Source organism: Malaciobacter sp. (genome assembly GCF_055140965.1).
On record NZ_JBSRRO010000004.1, the window covers coordinates 44885 to 70976 of the forward strand.

General features: G+C 28.2%; 32 protein-coding genes. 11 read left to right on the forward strand and 21 right to left on the reverse strand.

Going from position 1 to position 26092, the window contains the following annotated elements:
• The first annotated feature begins 74 nt into the window (after nucleotides 1-74).
• The 3 genes from tgt (at nucleotide 75) to ACTCCZ_RS02475 (ending at nucleotide 1922) form a co-directional block, all read left to right on the forward strand.
• Nucleotides 75-1199, forward strand: a complete 1125-nt coding sequence (tgt, locus tag ACTCCZ_RS02465) for a tRNA guanosine(34) transglycosylase Tgt (RefSeq protein ID WP_079577673.1) — start codon at nucleotides 75-77, stop codon at nucleotides 1197-1199.
• Nucleotides 1200-1285: 86 nt separating this feature from the next.
• Complete coding sequence (gatC, locus tag ACTCCZ_RS02470; RefSeq protein ID WP_079577674.1) at nucleotides 1286-1576, forward strand: Asp-tRNA(Asn)/Glu-tRNA(Gln) amidotransferase subunit GatC; 291 nt, start codon at nucleotides 1286-1288, stop codon at nucleotides 1574-1576.
• Between the two features lie 4 nt (nucleotides 1577-1580).
• Entirely contained in the window at nucleotides 1581-1922 is a 342-nt protein-coding gene (locus tag ACTCCZ_RS02475) for an arsenate reductase family protein (RefSeq protein WP_079577675.1), read from the forward strand.
• 24 nt (nucleotides 1923-1946) lie between these two features.
• Here ACTCCZ_RS02475 and ACTCCZ_RS02480 read toward each other — a convergent pair whose 3' ends face one another.
• From ACTCCZ_RS02480 to serB, 3 genes are all read right to left on the reverse strand, one after another.
• Nucleotides 1947-3311, reverse strand: a complete 1365-nt coding sequence (locus ACTCCZ_RS02480) for a class II 3-deoxy-7-phosphoheptulonate synthase (RefSeq protein WP_079577676.1) — start codon at nucleotides 3309-3311, stop codon at nucleotides 1947-1949.
• A gap of 75 nt (nucleotides 3312-3386) precedes the next feature.
• Nucleotides 3387-4379 (reverse strand): transaldolase, encoded by a 993-nt coding sequence (locus ACTCCZ_RS02485; RefSeq protein WP_079577677.1) that lies wholly within the window; start codon nucleotides 4377-4379, stop codon nucleotides 3387-3389.
• Nucleotides 4380-4389: 10 nt separating this feature from the next.
• Nucleotides 4390-5022, reverse strand: coding sequence for a phosphoserine phosphatase SerB (gene serB / locus ACTCCZ_RS02490; protein ID WP_265734232.1), 633 nt, complete (start codon nucleotides 5020-5022; stop codon nucleotides 4390-4392).
• A gap of 69 nt (nucleotides 5023-5091) precedes the next feature.
• Here serB and ACTCCZ_RS02495 point away from each other — a divergent pair, with 69 nt between their 5' ends.
• Entirely contained in the window at nucleotides 5092-6003 is a 912-nt protein-coding gene (locus tag ACTCCZ_RS02495; protein WP_079577679.1) for a methylenetetrahydrofolate reductase, read from the forward strand.
• Nucleotides 6000-6377, forward strand: coding sequence for a Holliday junction resolvase RuvX (ruvX, locus tag ACTCCZ_RS02500; protein ID WP_079577680.1), 378 nt, complete (start codon nucleotides 6000-6002; stop codon nucleotides 6375-6377). The genes ACTCCZ_RS02495 and ruvX overlap by 4 nt, the downstream gene beginning before the upstream one ends.
• A gap of 1 nt (nucleotide 6378) precedes the next feature.
• Here ruvX and ACTCCZ_RS02505 read toward each other — a convergent pair whose 3' ends face one another.
• Both ACTCCZ_RS02505 and acpS read right to left on the reverse strand, forming a co-directional pair.
• Nucleotides 6379-7515: an HD domain-containing phosphohydrolase gene (locus tag ACTCCZ_RS02505; RefSeq protein ID WP_196778254.1), complete on the reverse strand. Its 1137-nt coding sequence runs from the start codon at nucleotides 7513-7515 to the stop codon at nucleotides 6379-6381.
• Complete coding sequence (gene acpS / locus ACTCCZ_RS02510; RefSeq protein ID WP_079577681.1) at nucleotides 7487-7837, reverse strand: holo-ACP synthase; 351 nt, start codon at nucleotides 7835-7837, stop codon at nucleotides 7487-7489. The genes ACTCCZ_RS02505 and acpS overlap by 29 nt, the downstream gene beginning before the upstream one ends.
• Nucleotides 7838-7867: 30 nt before the next feature.
• On the opposite strand from acpS, the gene ACTCCZ_RS02515 reads away from it, so the two are divergent.
• Nucleotides 7868-8827 carry an ABC transporter permease gene (locus ACTCCZ_RS02515; protein WP_079577682.1) on the forward strand — a complete coding sequence of 320 codons (960 nt, stop codon included), beginning with the start codon at nucleotides 7868-7870 and terminating at the stop codon, nucleotides 8825-8827.
• 9 nt (nucleotides 8828-8836) lie between these two features.
• Nucleotides 8837-9655: a pantoate--beta-alanine ligase gene (gene panC, locus ACTCCZ_RS02520; RefSeq protein ID WP_079577683.1), complete on the forward strand. Its 819-nt coding sequence runs from the start codon at nucleotides 8837-8839 to the stop codon at nucleotides 9653-9655.
• A gap of 65 nt (nucleotides 9656-9720) precedes the next feature.
• Here the strand turns inward: panC and ACTCCZ_RS02525 are convergent, their stop codons facing one another.
• Nucleotides 9721-10122, reverse strand: a complete 402-nt coding sequence (locus ACTCCZ_RS02525) for a response regulator (protein WP_079577684.1) — start codon at nucleotides 10120-10122, stop codon at nucleotides 9721-9723.
• Nucleotides 10123-10505: 383 nt separating this feature from the next.
• On the opposite strand from ACTCCZ_RS02525, the gene rimO reads away from it, so the two are divergent.
• Together rimO and tilS are read left to right on the forward strand one after the other, a co-directional pair.
• Nucleotides 10506-11849: a 30S ribosomal protein S12 methylthiotransferase RimO gene (gene rimO, locus ACTCCZ_RS02530; protein WP_079577685.1), complete on the forward strand. Its 1344-nt coding sequence runs from the start codon at nucleotides 10506-10508 to the stop codon at nucleotides 11847-11849.
• A complete protein-coding gene (tilS, locus tag ACTCCZ_RS02535) occupies nucleotides 11840-12829 on the forward strand; it encodes a tRNA lysidine(34) synthetase TilS (protein ID WP_079577686.1) in 990 nt (329 codons plus the stop codon). Before rimO ends, tilS begins: the two co-directional genes overlap by 10 nt.
• Here tilS and ACTCCZ_RS02540 read toward each other — a convergent pair.
• The 11 genes from ACTCCZ_RS02540 to ACTCCZ_RS02590 form a co-directional block, all read right to left on the reverse strand.
• Nucleotides 12816-13088, reverse strand: a complete 273-nt coding sequence (locus ACTCCZ_RS02540; RefSeq protein ID WP_079577687.1) for a hypothetical protein — start codon at nucleotides 13086-13088, stop codon at nucleotides 12816-12818. The genes tilS and ACTCCZ_RS02540 overlap by 14 nt on opposite strands.
• Nucleotides 13064-13420 carry a flagellar export chaperone FliS gene (gene fliS / locus ACTCCZ_RS02545; RefSeq protein WP_079577688.1) on the reverse strand — a complete coding sequence of 119 codons (357 nt, stop codon included), beginning with the start codon at nucleotides 13418-13420 and terminating at the stop codon, nucleotides 13064-13066. Before fliS ends, ACTCCZ_RS02540 begins: the two co-directional genes overlap by 25 nt.
• A 96-nt stretch (nucleotides 13421-13516) precedes the next feature.
• Nucleotides 13517-14878: a flagellar filament capping protein FliD gene (gene fliD / locus ACTCCZ_RS02550; RefSeq protein ID WP_079577689.1), complete on the reverse strand. Its 1362-nt coding sequence runs from the start codon at nucleotides 14876-14878 to the stop codon at nucleotides 13517-13519.
• Nucleotides 14879-14890: 12 nt separating this feature from the next.
• Nucleotides 14891-16741 (reverse strand): FlgK family flagellar hook-associated protein, encoded by a 1851-nt coding sequence (locus ACTCCZ_RS02555; protein WP_079577690.1) that lies wholly within the window; start codon nucleotides 16739-16741, stop codon nucleotides 14891-14893.
• Nucleotides 16742-16799: 58 nt separating this feature from the next.
• A complete protein-coding gene (locus ACTCCZ_RS02560) occupies nucleotides 16800-17516 on the reverse strand; it encodes a flagellar basal body L-ring protein FlgH (protein WP_079577691.1) in 717 nt (238 codons plus the stop codon).
• On the reverse strand, nucleotides 17506-17934 hold the full coding sequence (locus ACTCCZ_RS02565; protein WP_079577692.1) for a hypothetical protein: 429 nt from the start codon (nucleotides 17932-17934) through the stop codon (nucleotides 17506-17508). The genes ACTCCZ_RS02560 and ACTCCZ_RS02565 overlap by 11 nt, the downstream gene beginning before the upstream one ends.
• Before the next feature lie 19 nt (nucleotides 17935-17953).
• A complete protein-coding gene (locus ACTCCZ_RS02570; RefSeq protein ID WP_079577693.1) occupies nucleotides 17954-18481 on the reverse strand; it encodes a flagellar basal body-associated FliL family protein in 528 nt (175 codons plus the stop codon).
• Between the two features lie 2 nt (nucleotides 18482-18483).
• Nucleotides 18484-18975: a MotE family protein gene (locus ACTCCZ_RS02575; RefSeq protein WP_079577694.1), complete on the reverse strand. Its 492-nt coding sequence runs from the start codon at nucleotides 18973-18975 to the stop codon at nucleotides 18484-18486.
• A gap of 3 nt (nucleotides 18976-18978) precedes the next feature.
• Nucleotides 18979-19389 (reverse strand): hypothetical protein, encoded by a 411-nt coding sequence (locus ACTCCZ_RS02580; protein WP_079577695.1) that lies wholly within the window; start codon nucleotides 19387-19389, stop codon nucleotides 18979-18981.
• A gap of 1 nt (nucleotide 19390) precedes the next feature.
• The gene (locus tag ACTCCZ_RS02585; RefSeq protein WP_228145291.1) at nucleotides 19391-19657 is read right to left on the reverse strand and encodes a flagellar biosynthetic protein FliQ; all 267 of its coding nucleotides are present in this window, start codon (nucleotides 19655-19657) and stop codon (nucleotides 19391-19393) included.
• A gap of 2 nt (nucleotides 19658-19659) precedes the next feature.
• On the reverse strand, nucleotides 19660-20739 hold the full coding sequence (locus ACTCCZ_RS02590; RefSeq protein ID WP_079577696.1) for a hypothetical protein: 1080 nt from the start codon (nucleotides 20737-20739) through the stop codon (nucleotides 19660-19662).
• Nucleotides 20740-20829: 90 nt separating this feature from the next.
• Between ACTCCZ_RS02590 and ACTCCZ_RS02595 the strand changes: the two genes are divergently transcribed.
• Both ACTCCZ_RS02595 and fliM read left to right on the forward strand, forming a co-directional pair.
• Complete coding sequence (locus tag ACTCCZ_RS02595; protein WP_228145292.1) at nucleotides 20830-21885, forward strand: flagellar basal body P-ring protein FlgI; 1056 nt, start codon at nucleotides 20830-20832, stop codon at nucleotides 21883-21885.
• Between the two features lie 2 nt (nucleotides 21886-21887).
• Entirely contained in the window at nucleotides 21888-22985 is a 1098-nt protein-coding gene (gene fliM / locus ACTCCZ_RS02600) for a flagellar motor switch protein FliM (protein WP_079577698.1), read from the forward strand.
• Nucleotides 22986-23004: 19 nt separating this feature from the next.
• On the opposite strand, the gene pyrC is transcribed toward fliM, so the two are convergent.
• The 4 genes from pyrC to ACTCCZ_RS02620 form a co-directional block, all read right to left on the reverse strand.
• Nucleotides 23005-24027 carry a dihydroorotase gene (gene pyrC / locus ACTCCZ_RS02605; protein WP_079577699.1) on the reverse strand — a complete coding sequence of 341 codons (1023 nt, stop codon included), beginning with the start codon at nucleotides 24025-24027 and terminating at the stop codon, nucleotides 23005-23007.
• A 1-nt stretch (nucleotide 24028) separates the two neighbouring features.
• Nucleotides 24029-24367, reverse strand: a complete 339-nt coding sequence (locus ACTCCZ_RS02610; RefSeq protein ID WP_079577700.1) for a P-II family nitrogen regulator — start codon at nucleotides 24365-24367, stop codon at nucleotides 24029-24031.
• Nucleotides 24368-24450: 83 nt separating this feature from the next.
• The gene (locus ACTCCZ_RS02615) at nucleotides 24451-25638 is read right to left on the reverse strand and encodes an ammonium transporter family protein (RefSeq protein WP_079577701.1); all 1188 of its coding nucleotides are present in this window, start codon (nucleotides 25636-25638) and stop codon (nucleotides 24451-24453) included.
• Nucleotides 25639-25752: 114 nt separating this feature from the next.
• Nucleotides 25753-26091: a P-II family nitrogen regulator gene (locus ACTCCZ_RS02620; RefSeq protein WP_079577702.1), complete on the reverse strand. Its 339-nt coding sequence runs from the start codon at nucleotides 26089-26091 to the stop codon at nucleotides 25753-25755.
• Between the last annotated feature and the right edge of the window lies 1 nt (nucleotide 26092).

Genomic DNA, 26092 nt, shown 5'->3' on the forward strand with positions numbered 1-26092 from the left:
TTTTTATCTCTAATCATTTTCTTTACCAATTTTTTGATACAATCATAAGAAGATTTTATAAGGATATTTTTTATATGCAATTTACTATAGATGCAACACAAAATAAAGCAAGAGCTTGTACAATAAAAACAGCTCACAGTACAATACAAACACCAGTATTTATGCCCGTTGGAACTCAAGCAACTGTAAAAGCACTTGATGCAAATGATCTTTTAAGTATGGGTGCAAAAATTATACTTGGTAACACTTATCACTTATATTTAAGACCAGGTAGTAAATTAATTAAAAAGTTTGGTGGACTTCATGGTTTTTCAAAATTTCCAAACTCTTTTTTAACTGATTCAGGTGGTTTTCAAGCATTTTCACTTAGTGATAATTCAAAGCCTGATGAAAATGGAATTATGTTTAGATCTCACATTGATGGAAGCAAACACTACTTTACACCACAAAGTGTTTTAGATACTCAATATGACCTAGGTAGTGATATTATGATGATTTTAGATGATTTAGTTGCTCTACCAAACACAAAAGAGCGAATTAAAAAATCTATTGAAAGAACTACAAAATGGGCAAAAGAAGCCATAACTTATCACAAGCAACAACAAGAAAAAGGTATTGGAGTTAATCAAAATATTTTTGCAATTATCCAAGGTGGTACAGATAAAGAGTTTAGAAAAATGAGTGCCCAACAACTTTGTACATTAGAAGATTTTGATGGATACGCAATTGGTGGATTAAGTGTTGGTGAACCAAATCAAGATATGTATGATACAGTTGAATGGACTACAACATTTATGCCTGAAAATAAACCAAGATACCTAATGGGAGTTGGAACACCTGAGGATTTAATAGAAAATATTCACAGGGGCGTAGATATGTTCGATTGTGTAATGCCAACTAGAAACGCAAGAAATGGAACTTTATTTACAAACTTTGGAAGAGTAAATATCAAAAAAGCAATGTATAAAGAAGATCCTTTACCAATTGATGAAGAGTGTGACTGCTATACATGTAAAAACTTCACCAAAGCATATTTAAGCCATCTATATAGAGCTGGTGAGATAACATACTTTAGACTTGCTTCAATACATAATATAAACTACTATTTAACTCTTATGAGAAAAGCAAGAGAGGCGATTTTAGAAAATAAATGGGAAGAGTTTAGAGAAAGTTTTTATGAAAAAAGAGCTAAAAAATAGAGTAAATTATTTTATAACATTAAAAACTCTTTTTTGTTATAATATTTAAATTAAATAATAAAGTTTACAAATTTAAAAGGAAAAAAATGACAGTTGATGATAAACTAATAGAGAAATTAGCAAAGCTTTCTAGCTTAGAAATTGATGAACAAAAAAAAGAGAGTTTAAAATCTGAGTTAGGAGATATTATCAATTTTGTTGAGAATTTAAATGAAATTGATGTAAGCAATATTGATGCTACATTTAACACAGTTGAGGGAGGAACTCCTTTAAGAGAAGATATCTCAACACAAGATTTACAAAGAGCTAAACAAATCATTGAAAATGCTCCAAAATCTGAAGATGGATACTTTATAGTACCAAAGATTATAGAGTAATATTATGATAAAAGTTCACGGTATAAAAAATTGTGATACAGTAAGAAAAGCTCTTAAGTTTTTTAAAGAAAACTCAATAGATTATGACTTTTTTGACTTTAAAAAAGAAGAAGTAACATCTAATATGATTGATTATTGGCTTGAAAACTCATCAATTGACAAACTATTTAATAATAGAGGTGCTACTTATAGAAATCTAAAATTAAAAGATTTAAACCTTGATGATGAAGGTAAAATAAAGTGGCTAAAAAAAGAGTCTATGCTTTTAAAAAGACCTGTAATTGAGTATAACAATAAAATAATTGTAGGTTTTAATGAGCAAGAGTATAAAGATATTTTCTTATAAATAAAAAAGAGGAAAACCTCTTTTTTATACTACTAAATCTTTTCTAGCTTCTTTTAATGTATCAGCTATCATAAAAGATAACTCTAAAGCTTGGTCTGCATTTAATCTTGGGTCACATTGAGTATGATATCTACTAGATAATCCCTCTTGTGTAATAGCAGAAGAACAAGAACCTGTACACTCAGTTACATTTTGTCCTGTCATTTCTAAGTGAATACCACCTGCATATGTTCCCTCAGCTCTATGAATTTGGAAGAACTGTTTAACTTCTGATAAAATCGATTCAAAATCTCTTGTTTTAAATCCATTGTCAGTTTTAATAGTATTTCCATGCATTGGATCACTTGACCATAAAACATTTTTACCCTCAGCTTTAACTTTTGCTAAAAGTCTAGGGAAATGCTCTGCAATTTTTTCTGCACCCATTCTAACAATTAAATTTAATCTACCAGCTTCATTTTCTGGATTTAATTTATCAATAAGCTTGATTAATTCATCTTCTTGCATAGAAGGTCCAACTTTGCAACCAATTGGGTTTTTAATTCCTCTAAAGTACTCAATATGTGCATCATCAAGTCCTCTTGTTCTATCTCCAATCCATAACATATGAGCACTACAATCATACCAATCACCTGTTAGTGAATCTTTTCTTGTTAATGCTTGTTCATAATTTAATAACAATGCTTCATGTGAAGTATAAAGTGTCGTTTCACTTAATTGGTGCGTATTTTCAGATGTAATTCCACAAGATTTCATAAAATTTAATGTTTCTGAAATTTTATCTGCTAATTCTTCATACTTTTCCCCTAAAGTATTACCTTTAACAAAATCTAAATTCCACGAATGAACTTTATTTAAATCTGCCATACCACCTCTTGCAAATGCTCTTAAAAGATTTAGTGTTGCTGCACTTTGATTATATGCTTTTAAAAGTTTTTTAGGACTTGGATTTCTAGCTTCTTGCGTAAAATCCATCCCATTTACAATATCACCTCTATATGAAGGAAGCGAAATACCGTTTATCTCTTCAAAATCTGAACTTCTTGGTTTTGCAAATTGACCTGCAACTCTTCCAACTTTTACAACAGGACAACCACCTGAGAAAGTTAAAACAACTGCCATTTGCATCATTACTTTAAATAAATCTTTAATATTATTTGCATCAAATGCATTAAATGACTCAGCACAGTCTCCACCTTGTAGTAAAAATGACTTACCATTTACAACATCTGCTAATTTACTTTTTAATCTTCTTGCTTCCCCTGCAAAAATAAGTGGAGGATATGAAGATAATTCAGCCTCAACCTTAGCTAATTTTTCTAAGTCATTATAGTTTGGTTGTTGCTTTATAGGAAAATCTCTCCAACTATTTGAACTCCAGTTATTCATTATAAACCCTTTATCTTATTCTAGTGTAAGTAAAGTTTAGCAAAAACTTTCTTAAGAAAATAGCCTTTTTATAGGCTATTTTGTCAACTTAGCTAATAAATCGCTAAATGACACTTTAAATGCTTCTAAGCCATCAGTTAAAAGTTTTGAATAAACATCATCCATGTTTATTCCAACTTTTTCAAGCTCAGCAAAATATTTATCACATTTTTCTTCACTTGGAATTTTTGAAGCTTCTTTACTTCCATCAACTATCCAATCCTCAATTGTTGCCAAAGGAGCAGTATTTACTGAATTTGGATAAAGTAAGTTATCGACATAATAACTTGCTGTTAACTCATCACCTTTAACTCCTGTACTTGCAAAAAGTGTTCTAATATTTTCATTTTCAAACTTATTGATTTCATGATAACATTTAGTTGCGTTCATTATTCCTAGTTTTGATTTTTTAAGCCCTTTTGCAACTAATTCTTCATCACAAAGTCTATCAAATCTAGAAACAAAAATTGAAATAACTGCTTTTGTATCAATATTTGATTCATTAATACCTTCATTTAAAGCTTTAGCACACTCAATTGCTTGCTCCACTGAAAATATTAAAGTTGCATTTACATTTATACCTTGACTTGTTAACTCTTTCATAGCAACATAGCCAGCTTTTGTTGCAGGAACTTTAATCATTAAATTATCACAATTTATCATTGAGTTTAATCTAATTCCCTCTTCAATAGTACCTTGTGCATCATCACAAAGTGTTGGATCAACTTCTAATGATACAAAACCATCATTTGTATTTTTATCATATAAAGGTTTTAAAAGCTCAGCAGCTCTTTTTATATCTCTTACTGCTAAATCTTCATATATAGTTTTTGCATCATTTGCTTTTAACATATCAAGCTGTTGTTTATAAGCAAGTGAACTTGTAATTGATGATTCAAATATTGCAGGATTTGAAGTCGCACCATAAATAGTCTTTTCTTCAATCATCTCTTGGAATCTATTTTCTAAAAACTCTCTTTCAATAAAATCACACCAAAGTGAAAAATTAATATCTTCTTTTAAACTCATTGCTCTCTCCTTAAATACTTTTTAAGATTTGTGTTAAATCTTTTTTATCAACAATTATATTTGCTTCTTTTTTTAGTACATCTTTTGCACAAAAAGCTACTTTTTTTGATGCATATTTAAACATACTAACATCATTTGCTCCATCACCAACAACTAGTGTATTCTCAACTGATACACCAAGCATTGATTGGACTCTTTGAATCATATCACCTTTTGAAAATCCAAACATCATATCTCCGCCTACAAGTCCTGTTAAAACTCCATCTTTTTCGTGTAAAATATTTGAAAAATCTGCATCAAGACCAAGTTTTTCCTTTGCAGGGGATGTTCCTATTCTAAATCCACCAGAAAAACATATTACTTTATAACCCATTTTTTTTAATTCACTTACAGTCTCATAAGCTCCTGGCATTAAAGGCAAATCTTTACAAATTTCAACTGCTTTACTATATTCAAGCCCTTTTAATAAAGATACTCTTTGAATTAATGACTCAAAAAAATCAAGTCTTCCAGCCATTGCTTCTTCTGTAATTTTTGCTACTTTTTCTTCAAGACCTAAAGGCTTTGCTAAAAAGTCAATAGTCTCTCCATCCATAAGTGTTGAATCAAAATCAAATACCGCTAATTTCATACTTTTCCCTATTTGCTTTAATACTTTTATACTTTAAAGGGTATAATAATATCTAAAATATACTAAAAGGATAGTTTTTTAATGTTTGAAACACTTATTCAAAAGTTACAAGAAGACAAGTATTTAACCCTAGAAACAACACCTCAGCATGAACCAATTATGCACAATATTATAGAAAAAGTTAAAAAATTTGATCTTCAAAATAGAGTTGATGGATTTTCTGCAACAGATAATCCTCTTGCAAAATTAAAATATAATGCACTTTTCGCAAGTTTAAGATTGCAACAAGAGTTTAAAAAACCTGTAATTGCAACAATGAGTATGAGAGATAGAAATAAAATTGCACTTCAATCTGATTTATTAGGTGCAAATGAGTTTGATGTAAGAGCTATTTTAGCCCTAACAGGAGATCCTGCTAAAATGAGTGACCAACCACACTCAAAAGGAGTATTTGAATCAAACTCTTCAATGCTTTTAAAAATGATTAAATCTTTTAATTATGGTATGGATATTGCAGGAAGACCTTTTAAAATAGAGCCAAAACAAATCTATCCATTTGCAGTTACTAACTCATACGCAAGAAGCTTTACATCTTTAGAAAAAAAGATGCACAACAAAATACAAAATGGAGCTATGGGAATAATTACTCAACCTGTATTTGATGTAAATAATGCAAAAAAACTTTTAGAGATTTTTGAAAATGCAAAAGAGGATGTTGTTGGCAATAAGAAAAAAGCACAACTAATTTTTGGAATTTTCCCAATCACAAAACTAAGAACTGCACTATTTTTATCAGCACAAGTTCCAGGAATTCATGTACCACAAGATTGGATTGATAAACTTGAACTTGCAAATCAAATCTCTGAAGAAGAAGAGTATAAAGTAGGTATGCAGTTAAGTAAAGATCTTTTTTATGAGATTAGAAAACTTCATCCAAAAATTCACTTAATGACTGCAAATAAATTTGATTTAGCAGATGAGATTTTAGCTTGAAATTAGCAAGTATTGATATTGGGCTAAAAAGAATTGGTGTTGCAATTAATATTGCTTCTGATATTGTAACACCACAAAATGCCATTTTAAGAAAAAATAGAAATCAAGCAGCAAATGAAGTGAAAGCTTTTTTAAAAGAGTGGGAAATAGATAAGCTAATTGTAGGTTTCCCAAGTGCAAGTGAAGAGATGCAAAGAAGAATAAAACACTTTGTAACTCTTCTTGATATTGATATTCCTATTGAGTATTGTGAAGAGAACATGAGTTCAATTGAAGCTGAGGATATGATGAAAGGTCAAATAAAATACAAAAGAGATGGAAGAGTAGACTCCCTTGCAGCAAAAATCATATTAGAAAGATATTTAAATAAATAACTTATTTATCTATATATTTTTTTCTAATTTCATCAAACTCATTAAAATTTTCAAAAAAGATATCTACTAATAAAGGGTCAAAATGTTTGCCCCTTTGTTCTTTAAATAACTTAAATATCTCATCTAAAGACCAAGCATCTTTATATACTCGTTTACTTCCTAATGCATCAAACACATCTGCAACTGCGGTAATTCTTCCATAAATATGAATATCTTCACCTTTTAATTTTCTAGGATAACCTGTACCATCCCATTTTTCATGATGTTCATAAGCAACGATTGCAGCGGTTTTGAGTATTTTTTTATCTGAATTTTTAAGCATATTAAATCCCAACTTTGAGTGCGTTTTCATAATTGAAAACTCTTTAGGTGTTAATTTTCCAGGTTTATTTAAAATCTCATCTTTAATACCCACTTTTCCTATATCATGCATGGGACTAGCAAGTTTTAAAAGCTCTGCTTCTTCTTTACTTAAACCATATTTCAAAGCTAAAATCTCAGAATATAAAGCAACTCTTTTTACATGATTTCCTGTTTCGTTACTTCTTGTTTCTCCAATAGCTCCCATAGTATACACAATATCTTTTTGGGTATTTATAATCTCTTCTTCTGCTTTTACAACTTCTGTGATATCTGTAGCATAAGCTAAAATATAATTTATTTTAGAAACACCTTGAAGATTAATTAAAAAATACTTCCCAGTTTCAGTTTTATATTTTATGTCAACTGATTTATTTTCTTTTATTATTGTTATAGGTTCATCTTTGAAAAATTTTAATAAATCATCTAAACCAAGCTCTTTTTTTGCAGGATTGTTTCTAAAAACAATATTCCCAATTTTATCTAACATCAAAATAGGATTTGGGTTATATTTTGGAAGATATTTTAAATAAAGAGATTCTAAAACAATCTTTTTGTTTAAATTAAAAACTCTATAAAAAGTACAATATCTAATAACTCCTGTATATGCAAAAATAACAGAAAATATAAGTATCCCATTCCAATTATTTATTAAAGATAAAATAAATAGTACAACTCCTACGAGAATTCTTAAATAACTCTCAGTTGTACTCATATTACAAATACGATTAGAATTATATGCTTTTAAACTATTTTTTAATGTTGTTAACAACTGCAATTGCAAATCCTTCATCATGAGTTATAGAAAGATAAGATTTTTTTATTTTAAATTTCTTTCTTATATGTTTTTTATATTTTAATTTTGGAGCACCTAATTTACTCTTTTTTATTTTTATATCATGAAAAGAGCACTCTTTTCCAATACCAGTTCCCAAAGCTTTACTAGCAGCCTCTTTAGCAGCCCAAAATCCAGCAGCAGTTTCAACTTTTTTAACTAATAAAATTTCCTTATCACTTAAAAACTTTTCATAAGCTTTTATTCCAAACCTATCATGCATCTTTTTTATTCTATTTATAGAAGTTACATCAATTCCTATCATAATTAAACCTATCTTTTGTATAATACTTTTATGAATATTGTATTTAAAAAACTATTATATCTAATTGTTATGCTTATTATTATAAGCCTTATATCTTTTTTTGCTATTAATTTAGCTCCAAACTCATTTTTTGCAAGTGGAGAGTTAAATCCTAATATCACAAAAGAATCAATAGAGCAACTAAAGGCTGTTTATGGTCTTGATAAACCTTTATATTTACAATATTTTTCTTGGTTAAGTGCTATTTTGCAACTAGATTTTGGAATATCTTTTGCAAGTGGAACAATGGTAAAAAATGAAATTATTACAAGATTACCAATTACACTTATTTTAAATATAAGTTCAATGATACTTATTTTTATCTTATCACTTTATCTTGGAATAAAAGCAGCTTTTAGTAAATCAAAACTTTTTGATAAGTTTGCAACACAACTTTCACTATTAAGTTTTTCTATGCCATCTTTTTATTTAGCACTTATTTTAATCTTAGTATTTTCTGTAAACTTAGAACTTTTTCCAATAGCAGGATTGCATTCAGTACCAAATGATGGAAGTTTAAATTACTACTTAGATTTTCTTTGGCATTTAATTATGCCTATATTTGTAATTGTATTTGCAGGAATTGGAAGCTTAACACTTTATGTAAGATCACTTGTGATTGAAATACTAAAATCTGATTATATTTTTTTTGCAAAAGCAAGAGGTTTAAGTAAAAAACAAATTTTAAGATACTATATTTTACCAAATCTGTATCCACCAGTAATAACACTTCTAGGACTTTCACTTCCAGCAATTATTGGAGGAAGTGTTATTTTAGAATCAATTTTTTCTATTGATGGAATGGGACTTTTATTTTACAAAAGTGCACTTGCACATGATTATCCTGTAATTATGGGAATACTTATTATTGGTGCATTTTTAACGCTATTAGGAAATATTTTAGCTGATTTAGTTCTTTTAAAACTAAATCCAAATTATAACAATGAATAAGGAAAAAAATTGGAAATTTTAACATCTATTGAACAATTAAGAAATATACGAAAAAATATAACTTCAAGTGTAGGATTTGTACCAACAATGGGAGCACTTCATGATGGACACATCTCACTTATAAAAAGAGCAAGAGAAGAAAATGATATAGTAATAGTATCAATTTTCGTAAATCCAACTCAGTTTTTACCAGGAGAAGATTTAGATAAATACCCAAAAAAAGATGAAGCAGATAAAAAAATTTGTGAAATTTGCAAAGTTGATTATATTTTCATGCCTGAAATATCAACAATGTATGAAGAAGATGAAGTCTTAATAAAAGCTCCAAGTAAAAGTTATGTTTTAGAGGGTAAAACTAGACCAGGTCACTTTGATGGTGTTTTGCAAGTAGTATTAAAGCTATTTAACCTTACAAAACCAACAAATGCATACTTTGGTAAAAAAGATGCCCAACAATTAACACTTATTCAACAAATGGTTAAAAATCTATTTTTAGATATTAATATTGTTCCATGTGAAATTGTAAGAGAAAAAGATGGTTTAGCTCTTAGTTCTAGAAATATATATTTAAGTGAAACACAAAGAGAAGAAGCACTTTTAATTTCAAAATCTTTATATCAAGCTGCCTCACTTGTAGGAAAAAAAGAAAGAAAATCAAAAGTATTAAAAGCAAAGATGTATGAAATAATGAAAGATTTAGATGTAGAATATATAGCAATTGTAAATAGAGATTTTATTCAAATCGAAGAAATTGAATTAAAAAATACAATAATATTAGTAGTTGCAAGATTTGGAAATACAAGACTACTTGATAATATTTGGATTTAATATTTTTTAGGTGTACTTTTAAAGTACACCACTTTAAATTTTAAAATTACTGATGATAAAAGGTTTTAAAAATTATCTACTTGCTCAGTTTTTTCAATTGTCTTTTCAATAGAAGCACCTAAAAGAGTTGTAGTAAAAGGTTTTACCATCCATGAAGTTGCTCCAACTTGATAACCTTTTTCTTTCATCTCATCACTACTCTCAGTTGTCAATACTAAAATAGGTGTACTCATATAATTGTATTTATTTCTTAGATTCTCTATAAACTCAAAGCCATTCATATTTGGCATATTGATATCTGTAATAATTAAATCAAACTCTTCTTCTTCACAAAGAGCTAAAGCTTCTATTCCATCTTCTGCTGATTTTGTATCAAGATAACCTAATTCAATTAATGAACTAGCTAACATATCTAATATAGTTGTACTATCATCTACATAAAGAATTTTTAAATTCGCTCTACCCATTTTTTATCCTCCTAATTTTTAACATCTAAGTTTCAAAAGTGCACTTTTAAATGAAACATTTACTTTAATAGATTCATTTTAATAGCTTTATTACTACAAGCTGTAAAGAAAATAGTCACTATAAAAACAATGAGAAAATAATTTTATTCTTTATGATTATCTCTCTTAAACTGTTTTAAAAGTGTATTATATATTATTTACCTTAAGCAGTAGAATTTATCCTCTCTTTGTAGGTATAATTTTAATTTTAATAGTTTTTAATTACTTATATTCTATTTTATCTAAATGTACTAAAAAAGAGTATAAACAACTTAATACTTGATATTTACAAAAAATTAAGATTATGCTAAAATTCGCAAAAAATTAAACAAAGATAAAAAATAATGAAATTTAGCGAAACAAAACCTACAAAAACTTTACACTTAGTAAGTCTAGGCTGTACAAAAAACCTTGTTGATTCAGAAGTTATGCTTGGTAAATTAAATGAATATAAACTAACAAATGACAATGACAAAGCTGATGTTATTATTGTAAATACATGTGGATTTATTGATAGTGCAAAAGAAGAGAGTATAAACACAATTTTAAATCTTCATGAACAAAGAAAAGAAGACTCAGTTTTAGTAATGGCTGGTTGCTTAAGTGAAAGATACAAAGAAGAGCTACAAAAAGAGTTACCAGAAATTGATGTTTTTACAGGTGTTGGAGATTATGATAGAATTGATGAACTAGTACAACAAAAACAGTCAAACTTTAAAGATGAAGTATTTTTAGTAAATGATACTAATGAAAGAATAATTACAGGTTCAAACTATCATGCTTATGTAAAGCTAAGTGAGGGCTGTAATCAATCTTGCTCATTTTGTGCAATTCCTAGCTTTAAAGGAAAACTTCACTCAAGGACTTTAGAATCACTCGTAAAAGAAGTAAAATCATTGGTAAGTAAAGGCTATATTGATTTTTCTTTTGTATCACAAGACTCTTCATCATTTTTAAGAGATTTAGGATATAAAGATGGGCTTATTTCTTTAATTGATGAAATTGAAAAAATTAAGGGTGTAAAAACAGCTAGAATATTATATTTATATCCATCAACTACATCATTGGAATTAATTGATAAAATTGCAGATTCAAAAATATTTGTAAACTACTTTGATATGCCTTTGCAACATATAAGTGCTTCTATGTTAAAGATTATGAAAAGAGGAAAAGGTGTTGAAAAATTAAGAGAACTTATGTCACACATGAGATCAAAACCAAACTCTTTTGTAAGAACTACTTTTATAGCAGGTCATCCAGGAGAAACACAAGAAGATTTTCAAGAGCTTTGTGATTATCTTGAAGAGTTTAAGTTTGATAGAGCAAATGTATTTTCTTATTCAGATGAAGAGGGAACAACAGCTTGTAATAGTAAAGATAAATTAGAACAAGAGCTTATTGATGAAAGAGCACAAGATTTAGGAGAGATTATTACAAACACAACTTTTGAATCACTTGAGAATGAAATAGGAAAAGAGTTTGAAGTTTATGTAGATAAAGAGAGTGATGAACACGAATATTTACTAAGTGCAAGAAAAACTATTTGGGCTCCTGATATTGATGGAGAAATATTTATAAATGATAATGAATTAGATGAACAAATAGAGTTTGGAAAAGTTTATAAAGTAAAAACAACAGAGCTTGCAGGTGATAAAATTCTAGCAACAGTAGTAGAAAAATGCAATTAAATTTATCTGAGTTAACATCAAAGAAAAATTTACTAGCATTTTCAGCTGGTGTTGACTCTACTGCTTTATTTTTTCTTTTAAAAGAAAATGAAATTAATTTTGATATTGCAATTGTAAACTATAATTTAAGAGAAGAATCAAAAGAAGAATTAGAGTATGCAAAAACCTTAGCAAAAAATTATAATAAGCAAATCTTTATAAAAGAGCTTACATTAACAGGAAGTAATATTGAAAAAAATGCAAGGGATATAAGATATAACTTCTTTGATGAAATAATGATTGAAAACAGCTATGACAATCTAATCACAGCACATCAACTAAATGATAAACTAGAATGGTTTTTAATGCAACTTTCAAAAGGAGCAGGTTTAGTAGAACTTCTTGGCTTACAAGAGTGCACAGACAAAGAAAACTACAAAATTATAAGACCACTTCTTCATATCTCAAAACAAAAACTTGAAGAGTTTTTAAAAGAAAATAGTATTAAATATTTTGTTGATAAATCAAACTTTGAAGATAAATATAAAAGAAACTATTTTAGACATGAATTTTCAAATAAATTTATAAATGAGTTTGAAAATGGTGTCTTTAAAAGCTTTGATTTTCTACAAAAAGATTTAAAATCTTTAAATATAAATTATACTCCTATATTTAAAGAGAAAAGTCTTACTATTTTTAAAAACTTACATGATGAAAACTTAAATATTAAAGTTATTGATAAGCACTTAAAAAAAGAGGGTTTTTTACTATCAAAGGCTCAAAGAGATGAGATATTAAAACAACAACAAACAGTAATATCAAATCAAGTTTCAGTATGTATTAGTGATGAATTTATTTGGATTTGTCCATATGTTATAAAAACTATGAATAAAAAATTTAAAGAGTTTTGTAGAATAAACAAAATACCAAAATTAGCAAGAGCATATATTTTCAATAGAAAAATAGATGAAAAAAAGATAGTTAAAACTATTTATTCTTAGCGAACTCTTTTAACTTTTGAGTCTGTTTTAACTCATCTTGTGTCTCTTTTCTATACTCTTTTAAAAAAGCAATGTTTTTAAAAAATAGTTCTGAAAGCTTTTCTAAATCTTGAAGAGATAAATCAAAGTCAGTAATTTTATTAGAAGTTAAATAATCTTTATTCCATCTTACTAAAGCTTGTGCTTTATCATAAGATTCAAGTGAGTCAATATAAACTAACTCACTTAAGGCTTTTAAAGACCAGTCTCGTCTTTCCATGCGTCAATCAAACCTTGAGTTACTTTCATAACCTGGTTTACAGAATTAACATTATCATCAATTCCTGCTGAAAATAATGTCTCAATTTGATATAAATACAATCCATCTAAGTAGTATGCAACGTCACCACCATCAAAATCCAATACATTTCTTAATTCATCAAAAATTGCTATTGATTTATTTATGTATGTAAATTTTTGTTCTATATCTTCATTTTCCATTGCACTTTTTACAAAAGATAAATATTTTAATAATCCCTCATAAAGTTTAAGTATTAATACATAAGGATCATCTGATATAGCACTTTGTTGTTGGTATGCTTCAATTCCCATTAAGTAACTCCAAAAGTCTAGTTCTTTGATATTTTAGTATATTATATATTAACTTAAAAGAAGTTATGAATAATTAATAGGTAAAAGATTTACCTATTAATTTTGAGATGTAGATTGAAGTATCATTTGCTTAAGTCCTGCAAAAGAAGCCTCCATTTGATTTATAATTGCACCATATTCAGCAAATTGCAATGATAGTTGATTATATTTACTATCTAAAGTTTTAACTGCTTTATCTTTATCTTCTGTTAGTGTCTCTTTTCTATCTGTAAGATAAGTATCATATCTTCCAACTAAACCAGTTGATAGTGTGGAGTCAGTTAAATACTCTTTTAATTGTGTTCCTAAACCTTTTGCTTCTGCTTTACCAATAAATAGATCTCTTAATCCCTCAAAATCATTATCAATTGCATCTTGAAATTTTGCTGTATCAACAGCTAGTCTTCCTTGTTTATCAACTTCAAAACCATAATTAAAAAGTGATTTATCTTCACCAGTTCCATATGTTCCAAAAATCTTATCTTTAATTCCTGTTTGAAGAGCTCTTAAAGCAGACTTATCTGAAATTGGAGTATCTTGGTTTGCAAGTTCATCATCTATCATTGTTACAAACTCATTATATTTTGCAACAAAATCTGTCACTTGCGTATTAATTTGTGCAGTATCATCATTTACATTAATTGATGATTCTCCAAGACTTAAAGCAGTTATTTTCAAACCACCATCAACTGATAAGTTATTTGTTGCTGTTTCATAATCAATTCCATCAACAGTTGCTTTCATATTTTTTGCTTCTAATATATGATTTGCTGCATTTTCAGCTGTACCATCAGTTGTGTATCCTAAAGCTTGACTTGCAGAACCTGTTATACTCAAAGCGTTCTCAAGTCCTGTATCACTACTTTTAATTACCAATCTAAAAGAATCACTTCCTACTTGTTCAACAGAAGCACTCATTCCCTCTTTTTTGCTAATTTCTGCAGCAAGTTCATCATAAGTTTTATCTGTTGTATCAAAAGTGCTTGTAACACCACCTACAGTAATATTTAAATTACCTGCATTTATTGGTGCATTTTTAGTTGCTTCTGTAACATTATTTGATTGGAAAACATCTTTTTGTGCTAATTGTGTAACATTAACTGTTGTTGCACCATTATTAAGTTTAGATGCATCAGGAGCATCAAAAATTACTGAACTCCCAGATGTTGACGCCATCTTTTGTTCAAAAGCATCAGTTCCTGTACTTACAAATAAATCAAAAGGTTTAACAGCTTCAAGTAATTCATTTAGTTTTGTTTGAATTTCTCCAAATTTTTCTTTTTCTAAATCCCAAGTCTCTAATTTTCTTTCAATTGGTTCTACTTGAGCTTTTCTTTCTGCTGATTTTAACTTATCAATTAACTCTTGATTTAACGAAGCACCTTGACCACTTCCTAGTCCTAAAATTCCCTCAGCCATAATAAACTCCTTCTATCTTAATCCTAAAATAGTTTGTAGCATTTCATCCACTACTGTAACTATTTTAGCATTTGCTGTATAAGCAGATTGGAACTTTATTAAGTTCAACATCTCTTCATCTTTATCTACTTTTACTAAATTATCATAACTACTCTCAACTGATTGCTTAACAGCTTTTTGAGTTTTAAGTAAAAAATCACTTGTCTCTTTATCTGAAGATACATTAATTCTAACTTCTTGAAAATATTCAGAAATAGATGTAGCTTCTAAGCCTGGAGTATCTTGTCCTTTTCCCTCAAAAGATATATTTGTTTTCCATTGCAAAGTTGCCAAATAATCTAACTTTGTTTGATCAAGGTTATTTACCTCTTTTGCATTGAATTTCAATGTATTAACAGTTGATCCAGAAAAAAGATTAATACCAACAATATTATTTTGATCGCCTGTATATCTATCAGTTGATATTCCACCCTCAACATAAGTAGTCTCACCTGTTTTTACAAACTTATCAGTAATATCACTTAAAGTTTGAGCTAATGCATCTAGCTTATCTTTATAAATTGTAAATTTATTTGAAGGAGAATTTGTTGTTAAATTCTCACTTTGTGCTTTTAAAACTCCAGATTTCAACTCTATTGGTGAATCAAATGCGTAAATTTGTACACTATTTTCACCATCTTTACTTTGATATTCATCTCTAAATACAGTATTTTTTGAAGTTACACTAGTTGGATCATTTATATCCGTTTGCTCAGTTACAACTAATCTTCCCTCAAATTTACCTTTTTCACCAGGATTTGCTGCTTCTATTAATAAAAAGTTATCTTGTGTATCATTTGTAACTTTTGAACCATCAGGCTTTTTAGTATATGTACCATTATAAGCAACAACTGTTTTTGATAATTCTGGGTCATTGTTTATTTTACTTACCAAACCTCTTACATAATTAGTTTCATCAACTGTAAAATCAGGATTTCCATCACCATCTGTATCAATTGCTTCACCAAATTTAATTGACACTTCATTTTCATTATTTAATTTATAAGTAATAGTATCATCATTATCAAATGTAACACCATCTAAAATTGAACTAGTTTTACCATCTTCTTTTAAAAATCTATCAACTTGAGGAGAATAAGTATCTTCAACAGTAATATCTCTAATAATTGTATTATTACCAATTGCTACAACATCACCAATTTTTAAAGTATAAGTTCCTGCAAACTCTTCTGAACTTATATCTGCATATTTTGATAATTGTAACTCTAATTGATCTCTTCTATCAAGTAAATCATTTGAAGCCATTTGGCTTTTACCTAATTGCTGATTGATTTTTCCAATCTCTTTTAAAATACCATTTACTTTATCGATATTTTCTTGCATTGATGCTTTTGTAAGCTCTTCTGCTTTTTCTATATCCCCATAAATTGTTTGCATATTTTCAACTAGCAAACTACCATGTGTAATTAAATCAGATTTATATATTTCTGATGTTGGGCTTGTTCTTAAATTTTCAACTGCTTGTAAATATCTATTTATATCTTTAGATAACCCACTATCTTCTGTCTCTTTAAATGCTGTTTCGATATTACCAAGCATTTCTGATTTTTGTATAAAATAGTTCTCTCTTGTTGTCTCTCTTATTAAATTTTGAGACATATAAATAGATGTAATTCTATAAGCTGAACTTGCTTCTACTCCACGACCGTAAAATCTCGAATCTGAATGTTCTAGCTCTCTTTGATCAATTACTCTTTTTTTATATCCAGGAGTATTTTCGTTAGCTATATTATTAGAAACGTTTTCAACAGCCACTTTAGAGGCGTATAAGCCAGATTGGGCAACATTCAATGAATTTAGCATAAATACTCCTTTTTGCAATAACTTTACTAATTATCACATTACATTTCTTAAATTTAGTTTAAAAAGGCCAAATCTTTCTTAATAACTTTGTTCCCCATGGTGTTTGTAAAGCATCTTTTTCTGCTCCATCTTTTTTATATAAGATTTTTAAATTAGCAACTTGAGAAGATAAAACAGAGTTTTCAGGTGTAATATCATAAGGTCGTATAACTCCTGTGATTATTAACTCTTGCCTTTGGCCATCAATTAATAGTTGCTTATTACCCTTTATAAAATAGTTTCCATTTTGATATGTTTGCTCTATTATTACTGAAACCGTAGTTGAAAATGACTCATCTAAAGAGCTTTTTACTTCTCCTTCATTTGTACTATTACTTTGTGTATTAAAATTAACTCCTGCAACTCTATTAAACTTATTTGCATACTTATCAACTGTTCCACCTAATACATTTCCAGCCATTGGAGTCAAAAGTCCCCCACCAAGATTTGTTTCATCTGTTCTTGTTAACTCTCTTTTATTATTTGTATCAGAAGTTAAAGACTCATCAATTCTAACTTGAATAATATCACCAATTTGTAAATCTTTTTTATCTGCAAATAAAGAAGGACCCTTTCTTGTATATAACGAGCCTTTTTTCTTTTCAATTACTTTTGTAGGTTTTGGGATTTGCATTTTTGGTTTTGTAAAATTTAATTTTTCTTCTGTTGCAGCACAAGCACTAAAAAAAATCAACACTAAACTTATAAGAACTATATTTTTACAATTACTCTTCATTAAACTTACTCTCTACTATATATTTTAAATCAATTGCTATTTTTATATCTTCAATAGTTCTTTTTACTAAAGCTAAAGTGCCGTATCGTACTACTAAAGCATCAATATTTGTATTTGGATCACATACAATTAAAATTTTATTTGAAACAATCTTTACATTTCTTACATTTAACTGCCCAATTAAATCAACTGCACTTTCCACTTCTCTATAAATAATCTTTTCTATTTTTGCTTTTCTTCTTTTTTCTTGAAGTTTTTTATCGTTTTGAATTTGTGCTAATTCTGTCTGTTTTTCTTCTTTTGCAAATTTTTCACTTAAATGAAAATAGTAAGCAATAAACATAATTATTACTGCAATAATAGAAATAATCTTTATAATCATTCTTTTTTTTGAAGCTCTTTTTACTGCAATAATCATCTTTTACCTTTTATTGAATTTATTTAATTACAAAAGTTGTAAAGTATAAATTTTTAATACTATCTTTTTGTATATCTTCATTTGAAGCTGTTACTTCATTTAAAACAGAATTTATTTCATCAATTAACTCTTCTTTTAGTAAAGCCTTTCCACCAACTGTTAAAAGCTCCTCAGAACTTCTAGCACTTATTTGAGTAATAACAATATCTATTATTTCAGGTTTGTATTTTTCAACTGTAGCTTCAATCTTTTCTTCTGTACTTTTTAAAGTAAAAGATAGCTTCATAAGCTTTTCTCTACCCCTTGAATTTGTAATATTTAAAACTAAGTCATTTATTGCTGTTTTATAACTATCACTTTCTTCAACACTTTTTTCTGTTTGTTCTTGTCCATTTGTATTGTTATCATTTGATAATGCACCTTTTGAAAAAAGGAAATATGCCATTCCACCAACAGCTAGTAATAAAACTACAATTAGTACTATTAATACGACCATTAAACCTTTTGATCCACTTTTGTTTTCTACTGTCCCATTCTCTTCTGCCATATTTATCCTTTAATTTTATTATCATTAAATTCTTTAAACATTAAAGTTAATTGCGAAGCATTTTTAATACTTAAATAACGCATTATTAAAGTAACATTTTTCTCTTTAAGCTTCAAGATAATATCAAAAACTTCATTTATATTGCCATCATCAATCATTTTATTAAATATCTCTGCTGAAACTTTTGGTTTCATTTTATTATAAATCTTTGCAGTTTTTGTCTTTACTTCACCTTTTATATCTTGAAGTATTTCTAAGTTTTGATCTCTTAGTTTTTGTATTTCATCTTTTTCTTTTTCTATTTTTGAAAGTAAATCTTCTAGCTCTTTTTTTCTTTGTTTATACTCTGCCTCTTTTGTATTATAAAACTCATTTAACTCTTTTTTTAATTCCCTAATTTCAATTCTTTGTTTTATAAACTTTGAAGTTGAATCTTCTGCACTAAACAGTAAAGTTGAACTTAAAACAACGATTGAAAATAGTATTTTTAGCAATATTTATCCTTTTAACCTTATATATTTACTTTGCATATATTCAGATGAAGCTTCTTCCTCTGCTTTTAATGCTAATTTTATTTTTTCTTTTTTCTCTTCTTGCAATATATAATTAAATTGTTCACTCTCTTTTTGCAATTCAACTAATTGATCAACTACAAGTTGATGTTTTCTTTCTAAATTTTTTCTTCTTATTTCTAAGTTATACATATGCTTTTTCATACTATTTTTATGCATTTGCAAAATTGCAAAATCTGAAATTGCACCATGAGGCTGAACTCCAGTTGTATTAATCTTAGCTTGTGTAATTGTAAGTTCAGCTTCAATTGCCGTTATTTCTTGCATCAAACGACCTTTTTCTACTAATTTTCTATCAATTTGAGTTTTTTTTAAATCATATAATTTTTCTATCATTTTATTTCCCAAAAACCAGCATAATATCCCAAAGTTCTTTTGTATATGTAGTTATATGATCTCCCATCCAAGGCAATGATATAAGTACAAATACAGAAACAAAGATCATCTTAGGAACGAAAGCTAAAGATGCATCAGAAACTTGCGTAACTGCTTGGAAAATAGAAATCAAAAGCCCAATTACCATACTTACAATAAGTGAGGGCATACCAAGTATCAAGATAATCTTTACAGTATTTTCTGCAATACCTATTAAATCCATTTCCATAATTAATCTTTAATCTTTACAGTAATCTCCAAAGTTTTATTATTTAATAATTGTTGAATTAAAGCAACAATATCTGTACTATTGCTACTATCAAGTTTTATTGTATTATTCTCTTCTGTTTTATTTGGCGAACTTTTAACCTCTTCAATACTTGGCATTGAGTTTGTTGGCTCAATATTTTCACTCAAGCCTTCAAGTGCTGATAAAACATCATTTTCATTTAAACTATCTAATTCTGAAAACTCATTTGCCATATTTTCTCCTTTTAAAGATATATTTTCTTTAATATTTTCAATTTTATCTTTACTTATTATATCATCTTTTATATCACTTTGAATCTCTTCTTCTGGAAGATTCATAAGCTCATCAAGATCACTTAAATCTGCTTCTGTAGCTTCATGTTCATCCAAAGCATTTAAAAGTTCATCTTCACCTAAGTCTTGTGTATTTAAACTATTTTCTTCCAAATGAGTCATCACATCTTCATAAGTTTGAGGCTTTTGATCTTCATTTATATAATCTTCAAAGTAATCTTTAGATGAAGTTGCAATTATATCATCATCTAATTTAGGACTTTTATCAAAGAAATCTTGCATATCATCATCTTCATTTGGATCAATATGAGTTAATAATGAACTTAATTCATCATCAAGTTCAGGATAGTCTTCATCGCTCACCTCATAAGCTTCATCAACTATATCTCTAATTGATTCTTCAACGCCATCATCAATCATACTATTTTGCTCATTATCAAGCTTATAAATAATATGTTTTGTTAATTCATCTAAAGAATCAACAGACATATCGCCTATTCCATGATCAAGTAAATACTCTTGTTCTATGCCATCTTTAGGTCTTAAAAACTTAAATTTTGAATTAATAGATTTCTTTTTTATAATTTTTGAGTCATCAATTAAATATATATCTTCAGGATTTTCTTCTATTGCATCTTTAAGTTCATCTAGATTCTTAAGCTCAATAATAGAGCTATTTTCATCAAGTCTGAATTTAACATTTGAATGTTCAAGAAGATTATCTATCTCTTCTTTAAAGTCATCATTTCCATAAATATATATATTCAAAAAGTACCCTAAAATAATTTTTATGTAGATTATACCTTTATTTTATAAAATTTTAGATAAAATTGAATGAAATTGTACAAGGGTGTTTCATTGAGAAATATATTAGCTATTTTATTATTATTAACATCATCAATTTTTGCACAAACAATTAAAGATATTTCAAATGTAGTTGGTATTAGAGATAACCAATTAATAGGATATGGCTTAATTGTTGGTCTTGCAGGAACAGGTGATAAAAGTCAATTTACAATGCAATCACTGCAAAATCTTCTTAGAAATTCATATATAAAAATTCCAACATCTTCAATAAAATCAAAAAATATTGCAGCAGTTATGGTAACAGCAAAACTTCCCCCATTTGCAAGGCAAGGGGATAAAATAAAAATTAAAGTTTCTGCAATTGGTGATGCGAAATCTATTGATCATGGGCAACTTTTATTAACTCAATTAAAAGGTGTTGATGGAAATGTTTATGCTTTAGGTCAAGGTACAGTTGTAGCTGATTTAAAAAACTTAACAACTGGTTTTATATATAATGGTGCTACAATAGAAAATGAAGTTGATTTTACATTAGGGAATGAAGAAGAGATAACTTTAAGTTTATTTAAAAATAGTGCAAAACATGCTGATGCAATTGAGAAAAAAGTTAATGCTAGATTTGGTAAAAGAATTGCAAAAGCTATTGATACAAGAACTATTAAAATAAAAAAACCGCCAACAATGTCTATTGTAAAATTTTTATCAGTTGTTCAAAATATTGAACTTGATGATTCATTTAAAAGAAAAATCATAATTGACATGAACAGAGAGATTATAATTGCGGGTGCTGATATCAAAATTGACCCCGTTACAATAAGTAGAGATAACTTTACTTTAAGAGTAAAAAAATCCAACTTAAATGAAGAAGATTGGAATGATAGAGCTATAAATAGAGGTGTTGACATTGGTGATGATGTAAAAGTTGGAAATAACCCAGCAGAAGTAAATATAGACAACGCCCTAATTAACACAAAAAGTGCTCCAACAGTTTCTGATTTAATGAGAGCAATGAAAGTAATGAAGTTACCTATTACAGATATAATTGAAACTATAAAATTAATTAAAGACTTAGGTTCAATAGATGCTGAAGTTGAAATAAGAGGATAAGAATGGCTGAATTTTTAAGTCAAGATGAGATTGATGCCCTTTTAGATATAGCCGAACAAGGTGAAGATATCGACACAACCGTCGAAGAAAAACCTATATCTAAAGAAAAAAACTATTCAATTTATGATTTTAAAAAACCAAATAGAATCTCAAATGAACAATTTAAAGCTTTTTCTACTTTACATGATAAGATGCTAAGAGATTTAATTACTGATCTTTCAGCAATGCTTAGAAAAATTGTAGATATAAAACTTTACTCAATTGAGCAAATGACTTATGGAGAGTTTATTCTTTCAATTCCTCAGTTAACTTCTCTTAATACACTATCAATTAAACCTCTTGAGGGAAGAATAGTAATTGAGTGCAACCCTGGAATTTCACATAAAATAATTGCAGAACTTCTAGGAAGTGGAGCAGTTGCTGCAAGTGATAATTTAGATAGGGAATTAACAGAAATTGAAGTAGAGATTTTTGATCACTTCTATAAAATGTTTGTAAAACATATGTATAGAGCTTGGGATGAAGTAACTACTTTAAATTTCAAAATAGAATCAAGAGATACAAATGCCAATGCAATTCAAATTATTTCTGATCATGAAATTGTCTTACTTGTTGTACTTGAAATTACTATTGATGAAGAATCAGGTTTTTTGTCTATTTGTTACCCTATTTCTTATATTGAACAACTTTTAAATAAAATTGTTGAAAGAATTTTCTCTGAGGGGAAAAATAGAAAAATCAGTAGAAGAAGAGATATAACAACACTTATTTCAGGTGCAAAAATGCACATTCAAGCAATTATGGCAGAAACAGAGATGAATGTTGAAGATATATTAAATCTAAAAAAAGGTGATGTAATTGTATTTAATAAAAATGCAACTTCTTCATCTTCAAAACTTTACATTAATAATAAAGAAAAATTTGTTGGACTCTCTGGAATTTCAAATAATAGAAAAGCTGTTCAAATTGAGGCAAATATTGATCATGAAAAACAAGAAACTCTAGATATATTAAGAATAATGAGAGAAGATAGAGAACAAAAAGCAAAAGAAACAAATGCAAATATCAAGCGTTTATTAGCAGAAAAAGGTATTTATTAAAAGTAAGCAAAGGCTTACTTTATAATATACTTTCTATACTCCAATTAATTTTTTCACCTGCATACATTGGAACTACATTTTCATTTTTATATTCATAAATATTTGGCACTTCAAACTCTTTTTTAATTAAAGTTATTTTTTTATTTAAAGGTTCAAAATCATATATTTTTTGTGCATTCAAACTAACAAATGCATTTAAATTATCTAGTTTTTCATATTTTTCAAAAAGTTCTGTTAATACTTGTAATGCAATAGGAGATGTAAATACCCCAGCAGCACAACCACAACACTCTTTTTTATGTTTAGGATGAGGAGCACTATCACTTCCAAACATTAGCTTAGGATGAGCATTTAATGCTGCTTGTAATAAAGCTTCTTTATCTTCATATCTTTTGGCTATAGGTTTACAAAATAGATGTGGTTTTAAAGCTCCGCCAGCTACATCATCAAGCGTAATCAATAGATGATGTAAAGTAACAGTTGCATATAGGTTGTCATATTTGTTTAAAAGCTCAACCGCATCTTTTGTAGTTATATGCTCCATTATAATTTTTAAATTAGGAAAATTTAATGCTAAAGATTCATAAATTGGCATAAACTCTTTTTCTCTATCCATAACAAAACCATTTGTTTCACCATGAACACATAAAGGAATATTTAACTTGCTCATTATTTCTAATGTAGGTCTTAAAACATCTACATCCATAGAAGAGACACCAGTCTCTGAATTTGTTGTAATACCTGCTGGATATAATTTAATTCCTATTATTTCATCTTTAATATCATTTAAAAATTCATAAGAATAATTATTTTGAAAGAATAGAGTCATATATGGAATAAAAGTGTCCCCTTCGCATGCTTTTAAGATTCTATTTTTATAAGAAATTAAAGCCTCTTTTGTTGTTACAGGAGGAACTAAATTTGGCATTATTAATGCACCTGCAAAAGTTTGTGATGTATGTGGAGCTACAAGTTTTAGCATATCTTCATCTCTTAAATGAAGATGCATGTCCAAAGGTGAATCAATTATAAATTTTTGCATACTAAATAGCTTCCTCGTCTTCTTCTCCTGTTCTAATTCTTACAACTTTTTCAATACTACTAACAAAAATTTTACCATCACCTATTTTTCCTGTTTTTGCTGATTCTGTAATTATAGAGATTGTATTATCTACTTGATCTTCTGCAACAATAAGCTCTAATTTAATTTTTGGCAAGAAGTCCACAACATATTCAGCGCCTCTATATAGTTCAGAATGACCTTGCTGTCTTCCATAACCTTTTACATCAGAAACTGTCATACCTGTAATACCAGCTTCACTTAATGCATCTTTTACATCTTCTAATTTAAATGGTTTAATAATTGCTTCTATTTTCTTCACTACTTTTCCTTTTTTTAGTTCTTATATTTTAACAAAAATTGTTTAAATTAAAATTATCTTAAATTTTAAAATACCAAGAAGCATTAAAATGCTCTTTTAAACTCAGGATATGCTTCAAGACCACACTCTTGAACATCCAAGCCTTGCATCTCTTCATCGCTATGTGCTCTAAGTGTAACAATTTTATTTAACACAAATAAAATCACATATGAAACAATAAAAGCAAATACTCCAACAACAAAGACTCCTTTTAACTGTCCAAAAAATGTAATATCTTGACCATTACTAGCAAATATACCAACAGCTAAAGTACCCCAAATACCATTTACTAAATGAACAGAAAGGGCACCAACTGGATCATCAATTCTTAGTTTATCAAAAAATGATACTGCAAATACAACTAAAGCTCCACCAATTGCACCAATTAATATGGGTGTATAAATATTATATAAATCAGGTCCAGCAGTAATTGCAACTAAACCACCTAACGCTCCATTTAATATCATTGTTAAGTCTAACTTTAAATACTTTATATACATTATAATAGATACCATTATAGCTCCTGCAAGTCCTGCTGTATTTGTATTTAAAATAGTAAGTGCAACTGCATTTGCACTCTCTTTACTAGCAATTGAGCCAACACTTCCACCATTAAATCCAAACCAACCAATCCATAATAACATTGCACCTAAAGTAACTAAAGGAATATTTGAAGCTGGAATTACTCTAACTCCTCCAGTTTTAGGATATCTTCCTTTTCTATTTCCAATAATTAAAATTGCAGCAAGTAATGCCCAACCTCCTGTACTATGAATTACAGTTGAACCAGCTAAATCATACATGCTTAAATTTAATATTGTATTTTCTAAAAAGTTTGCACCCCAAGTAACATTTACTACAAGAGGATAAATAATAGATGCCATTATTACTGTAAAAAATGCCAAAGGAATAACCTTTGCCCTTTCACTAACTCCTCCACTCATAATATTTACTACTTTTCCCACAAATGCCATTTGAAAAAGAAAAGCTGCCCATTTACTCATGCTATCACTTCCAAAATCACCAAATGCAATTGAGTATCCAAAAAGTAAAAATGCTAAAGATGCAACTGCGTAAATTAAAGTATTGATTGTTAAGACTGCTGTAACATTTTTTGTTCTTACAAGTCCTGCTTCAAGCATAGCAAAACCTGGAACCATAAAAATGATTAATACCATTGCAAAAATAGCAAAAAAGGTATCTAGCACATAAGATATTGATTCAATCTCCATAAATTATCCCCTAAATGATTTTTATAGAATAATTATAATAAGAAATTAAAAAGTAGAACTATTTTTTTTGTATATATTTTATACATTTGTTTAAAAAGAGGCACTTTGCCCCTTTTAAACTGCTTCAGAACCTCTTTGTTCTGTTCTAATTCTTACAACCTCATCTAAGGGTGTAACAAAGATTTTACCATCACCAATTTTCCCTGTTTTAGAAGATTCAATAATTGCTTTTATTGTTTGTTCAACATCTTCATCATTTACAACTACTTCTATTTTGATTTTTGCAAGAAAATCAACAATATACTCAGCACCTCTGTAAAGCTCAGAGTGACCTTGTTGTCTTCCATAACCTTTTACATCAGATACTGTCATGCCTGTGATTCCTAAATCAACTAAGGCTTCTTTTACATCATCAAGTTTAAAAGGTTTAATAATCGCTTCAATTTTTTTCATT

Coding starts and splice junctions, on each gene's coding strand:
- tilS (WP_079577686.1), top strand. CDS start 11,840: ATGCAATTAAATTTATCTGAGTTAACATCAAAGAAAAATTTACTAGCA.
- ACTCCZ_RS02560 (WP_079577691.1), bottom strand. CDS start 17,516: ATGAAGAGTAATTGTAAAAATATAGTTCTTATAAGTTTAGTGTTGATT.
- ACTCCZ_RS02615 (WP_079577701.1), bottom strand. CDS start 25,638: ATGGAGATTGAATCAATATCTTATGTGCTAGATACCTTTTTTGCTATT.
- gatC (WP_079577674.1), top strand. CDS start 1,286: ATGACAGTTGATGATAAACTAATAGAGAAATTAGCAAAGCTTTCTAGC.
- ACTCCZ_RS02480 (WP_079577676.1), bottom strand. CDS start 3,311: ATGAATAACTGGAGTTCAAATAGTTGGAGAGATTTTCCTATAAAGCAA.
- ACTCCZ_RS02540 (WP_079577687.1), bottom strand. CDS start 13,088: ATGGAAAGACGAGACTGGTCTTTAAAAGCCTTAAGTGAGTTAGTTTAT.
- ACTCCZ_RS02485 (WP_079577677.1), bottom strand. CDS start 4,379: ATGAGTTTAAAAGAAGATATTAATTTTTCACTTTGGTGTGATTTTATT.
- ACTCCZ_RS02525 (WP_079577684.1), bottom strand. CDS start 10,122: ATGGGTAGAGCGAATTTAAAAATTCTTTATGTAGATGATAGTACAACT.
- ACTCCZ_RS02580 (WP_079577695.1), bottom strand. CDS start 19,389: ATGATAGAAAAATTATATGATTTAAAAAAAACTCAAATTGATAGAAAA.
- tgt (WP_079577673.1), top strand. CDS start 75: ATGCAATTTACTATAGATGCAACACAAAATAAAGCAAGAGCTTGTACA.
- ACTCCZ_RS02475 (WP_079577675.1), top strand. CDS start 1,581: ATGATAAAAGTTCACGGTATAAAAAATTGTGATACAGTAAGAAAAGCT.
- ACTCCZ_RS02585 (WP_228145291.1), bottom strand. CDS start 19,657: ATGGAAATGGATTTAATAGGTATTGCAGAAAATACTGTAAAGATTATC.
- fliS (WP_079577688.1), bottom strand. CDS start 13,420: ATGGGAATTGAAGCATACCAACAACAAAGTGCTATATCAGATGATCCT.
- ACTCCZ_RS02570 (WP_079577693.1), bottom strand. CDS start 18,481: ATGGCAGAAGAGAATGGGACAGTAGAAAACAAAAGTGGATCAAAAGGT.
- ACTCCZ_RS02495 (WP_079577679.1), top strand. CDS start 5,092: ATGTTTGAAACACTTATTCAAAAGTTACAAGAAGACAAGTATTTAACC.
- rimO (WP_079577685.1), top strand. CDS start 10,506: ATGAAATTTAGCGAAACAAAACCTACAAAAACTTTACACTTAGTAAGT.
- fliD (WP_079577689.1), bottom strand. CDS start 14,878: ATGGCTGAGGGAATTTTAGGACTAGGAAGTGGTCAAGGTGCTTCGTTA.
- acpS (WP_079577681.1), bottom strand. CDS start 7,837: ATGATAGGAATTGATGTAACTTCTATAAATAGAATAAAAAAGATGCAT.
- ACTCCZ_RS02515 (WP_079577682.1), top strand. CDS start 7,868: ATGAATATTGTATTTAAAAAACTATTATATCTAATTGTTATGCTTATT.
- ACTCCZ_RS02565 (WP_079577692.1), bottom strand. CDS start 17,934: ATGATTATTGCAGTAAAAAGAGCTTCAAAAAAAAGAATGATTATAAAG.
- pyrC (WP_079577699.1), bottom strand. CDS start 24,027: ATGCAAAAATTTATAATTGATTCACCTTTGGACATGCATCTTCATTTA.
- fliM (WP_079577698.1), top strand. CDS start 21,888: ATGGCTGAATTTTTAAGTCAAGATGAGATTGATGCCCTTTTAGATATA.
- ACTCCZ_RS02555 (WP_079577690.1), bottom strand. CDS start 16,741: ATGCTAAATTCATTGAATGTTGCCCAATCTGGCTTATACGCCTCTAAA.
- ACTCCZ_RS02620 (WP_079577702.1), bottom strand. CDS start 26,091: ATGAAAAAAATTGAAGCGATTATTAAACCTTTTAAACTTGATGATGTA.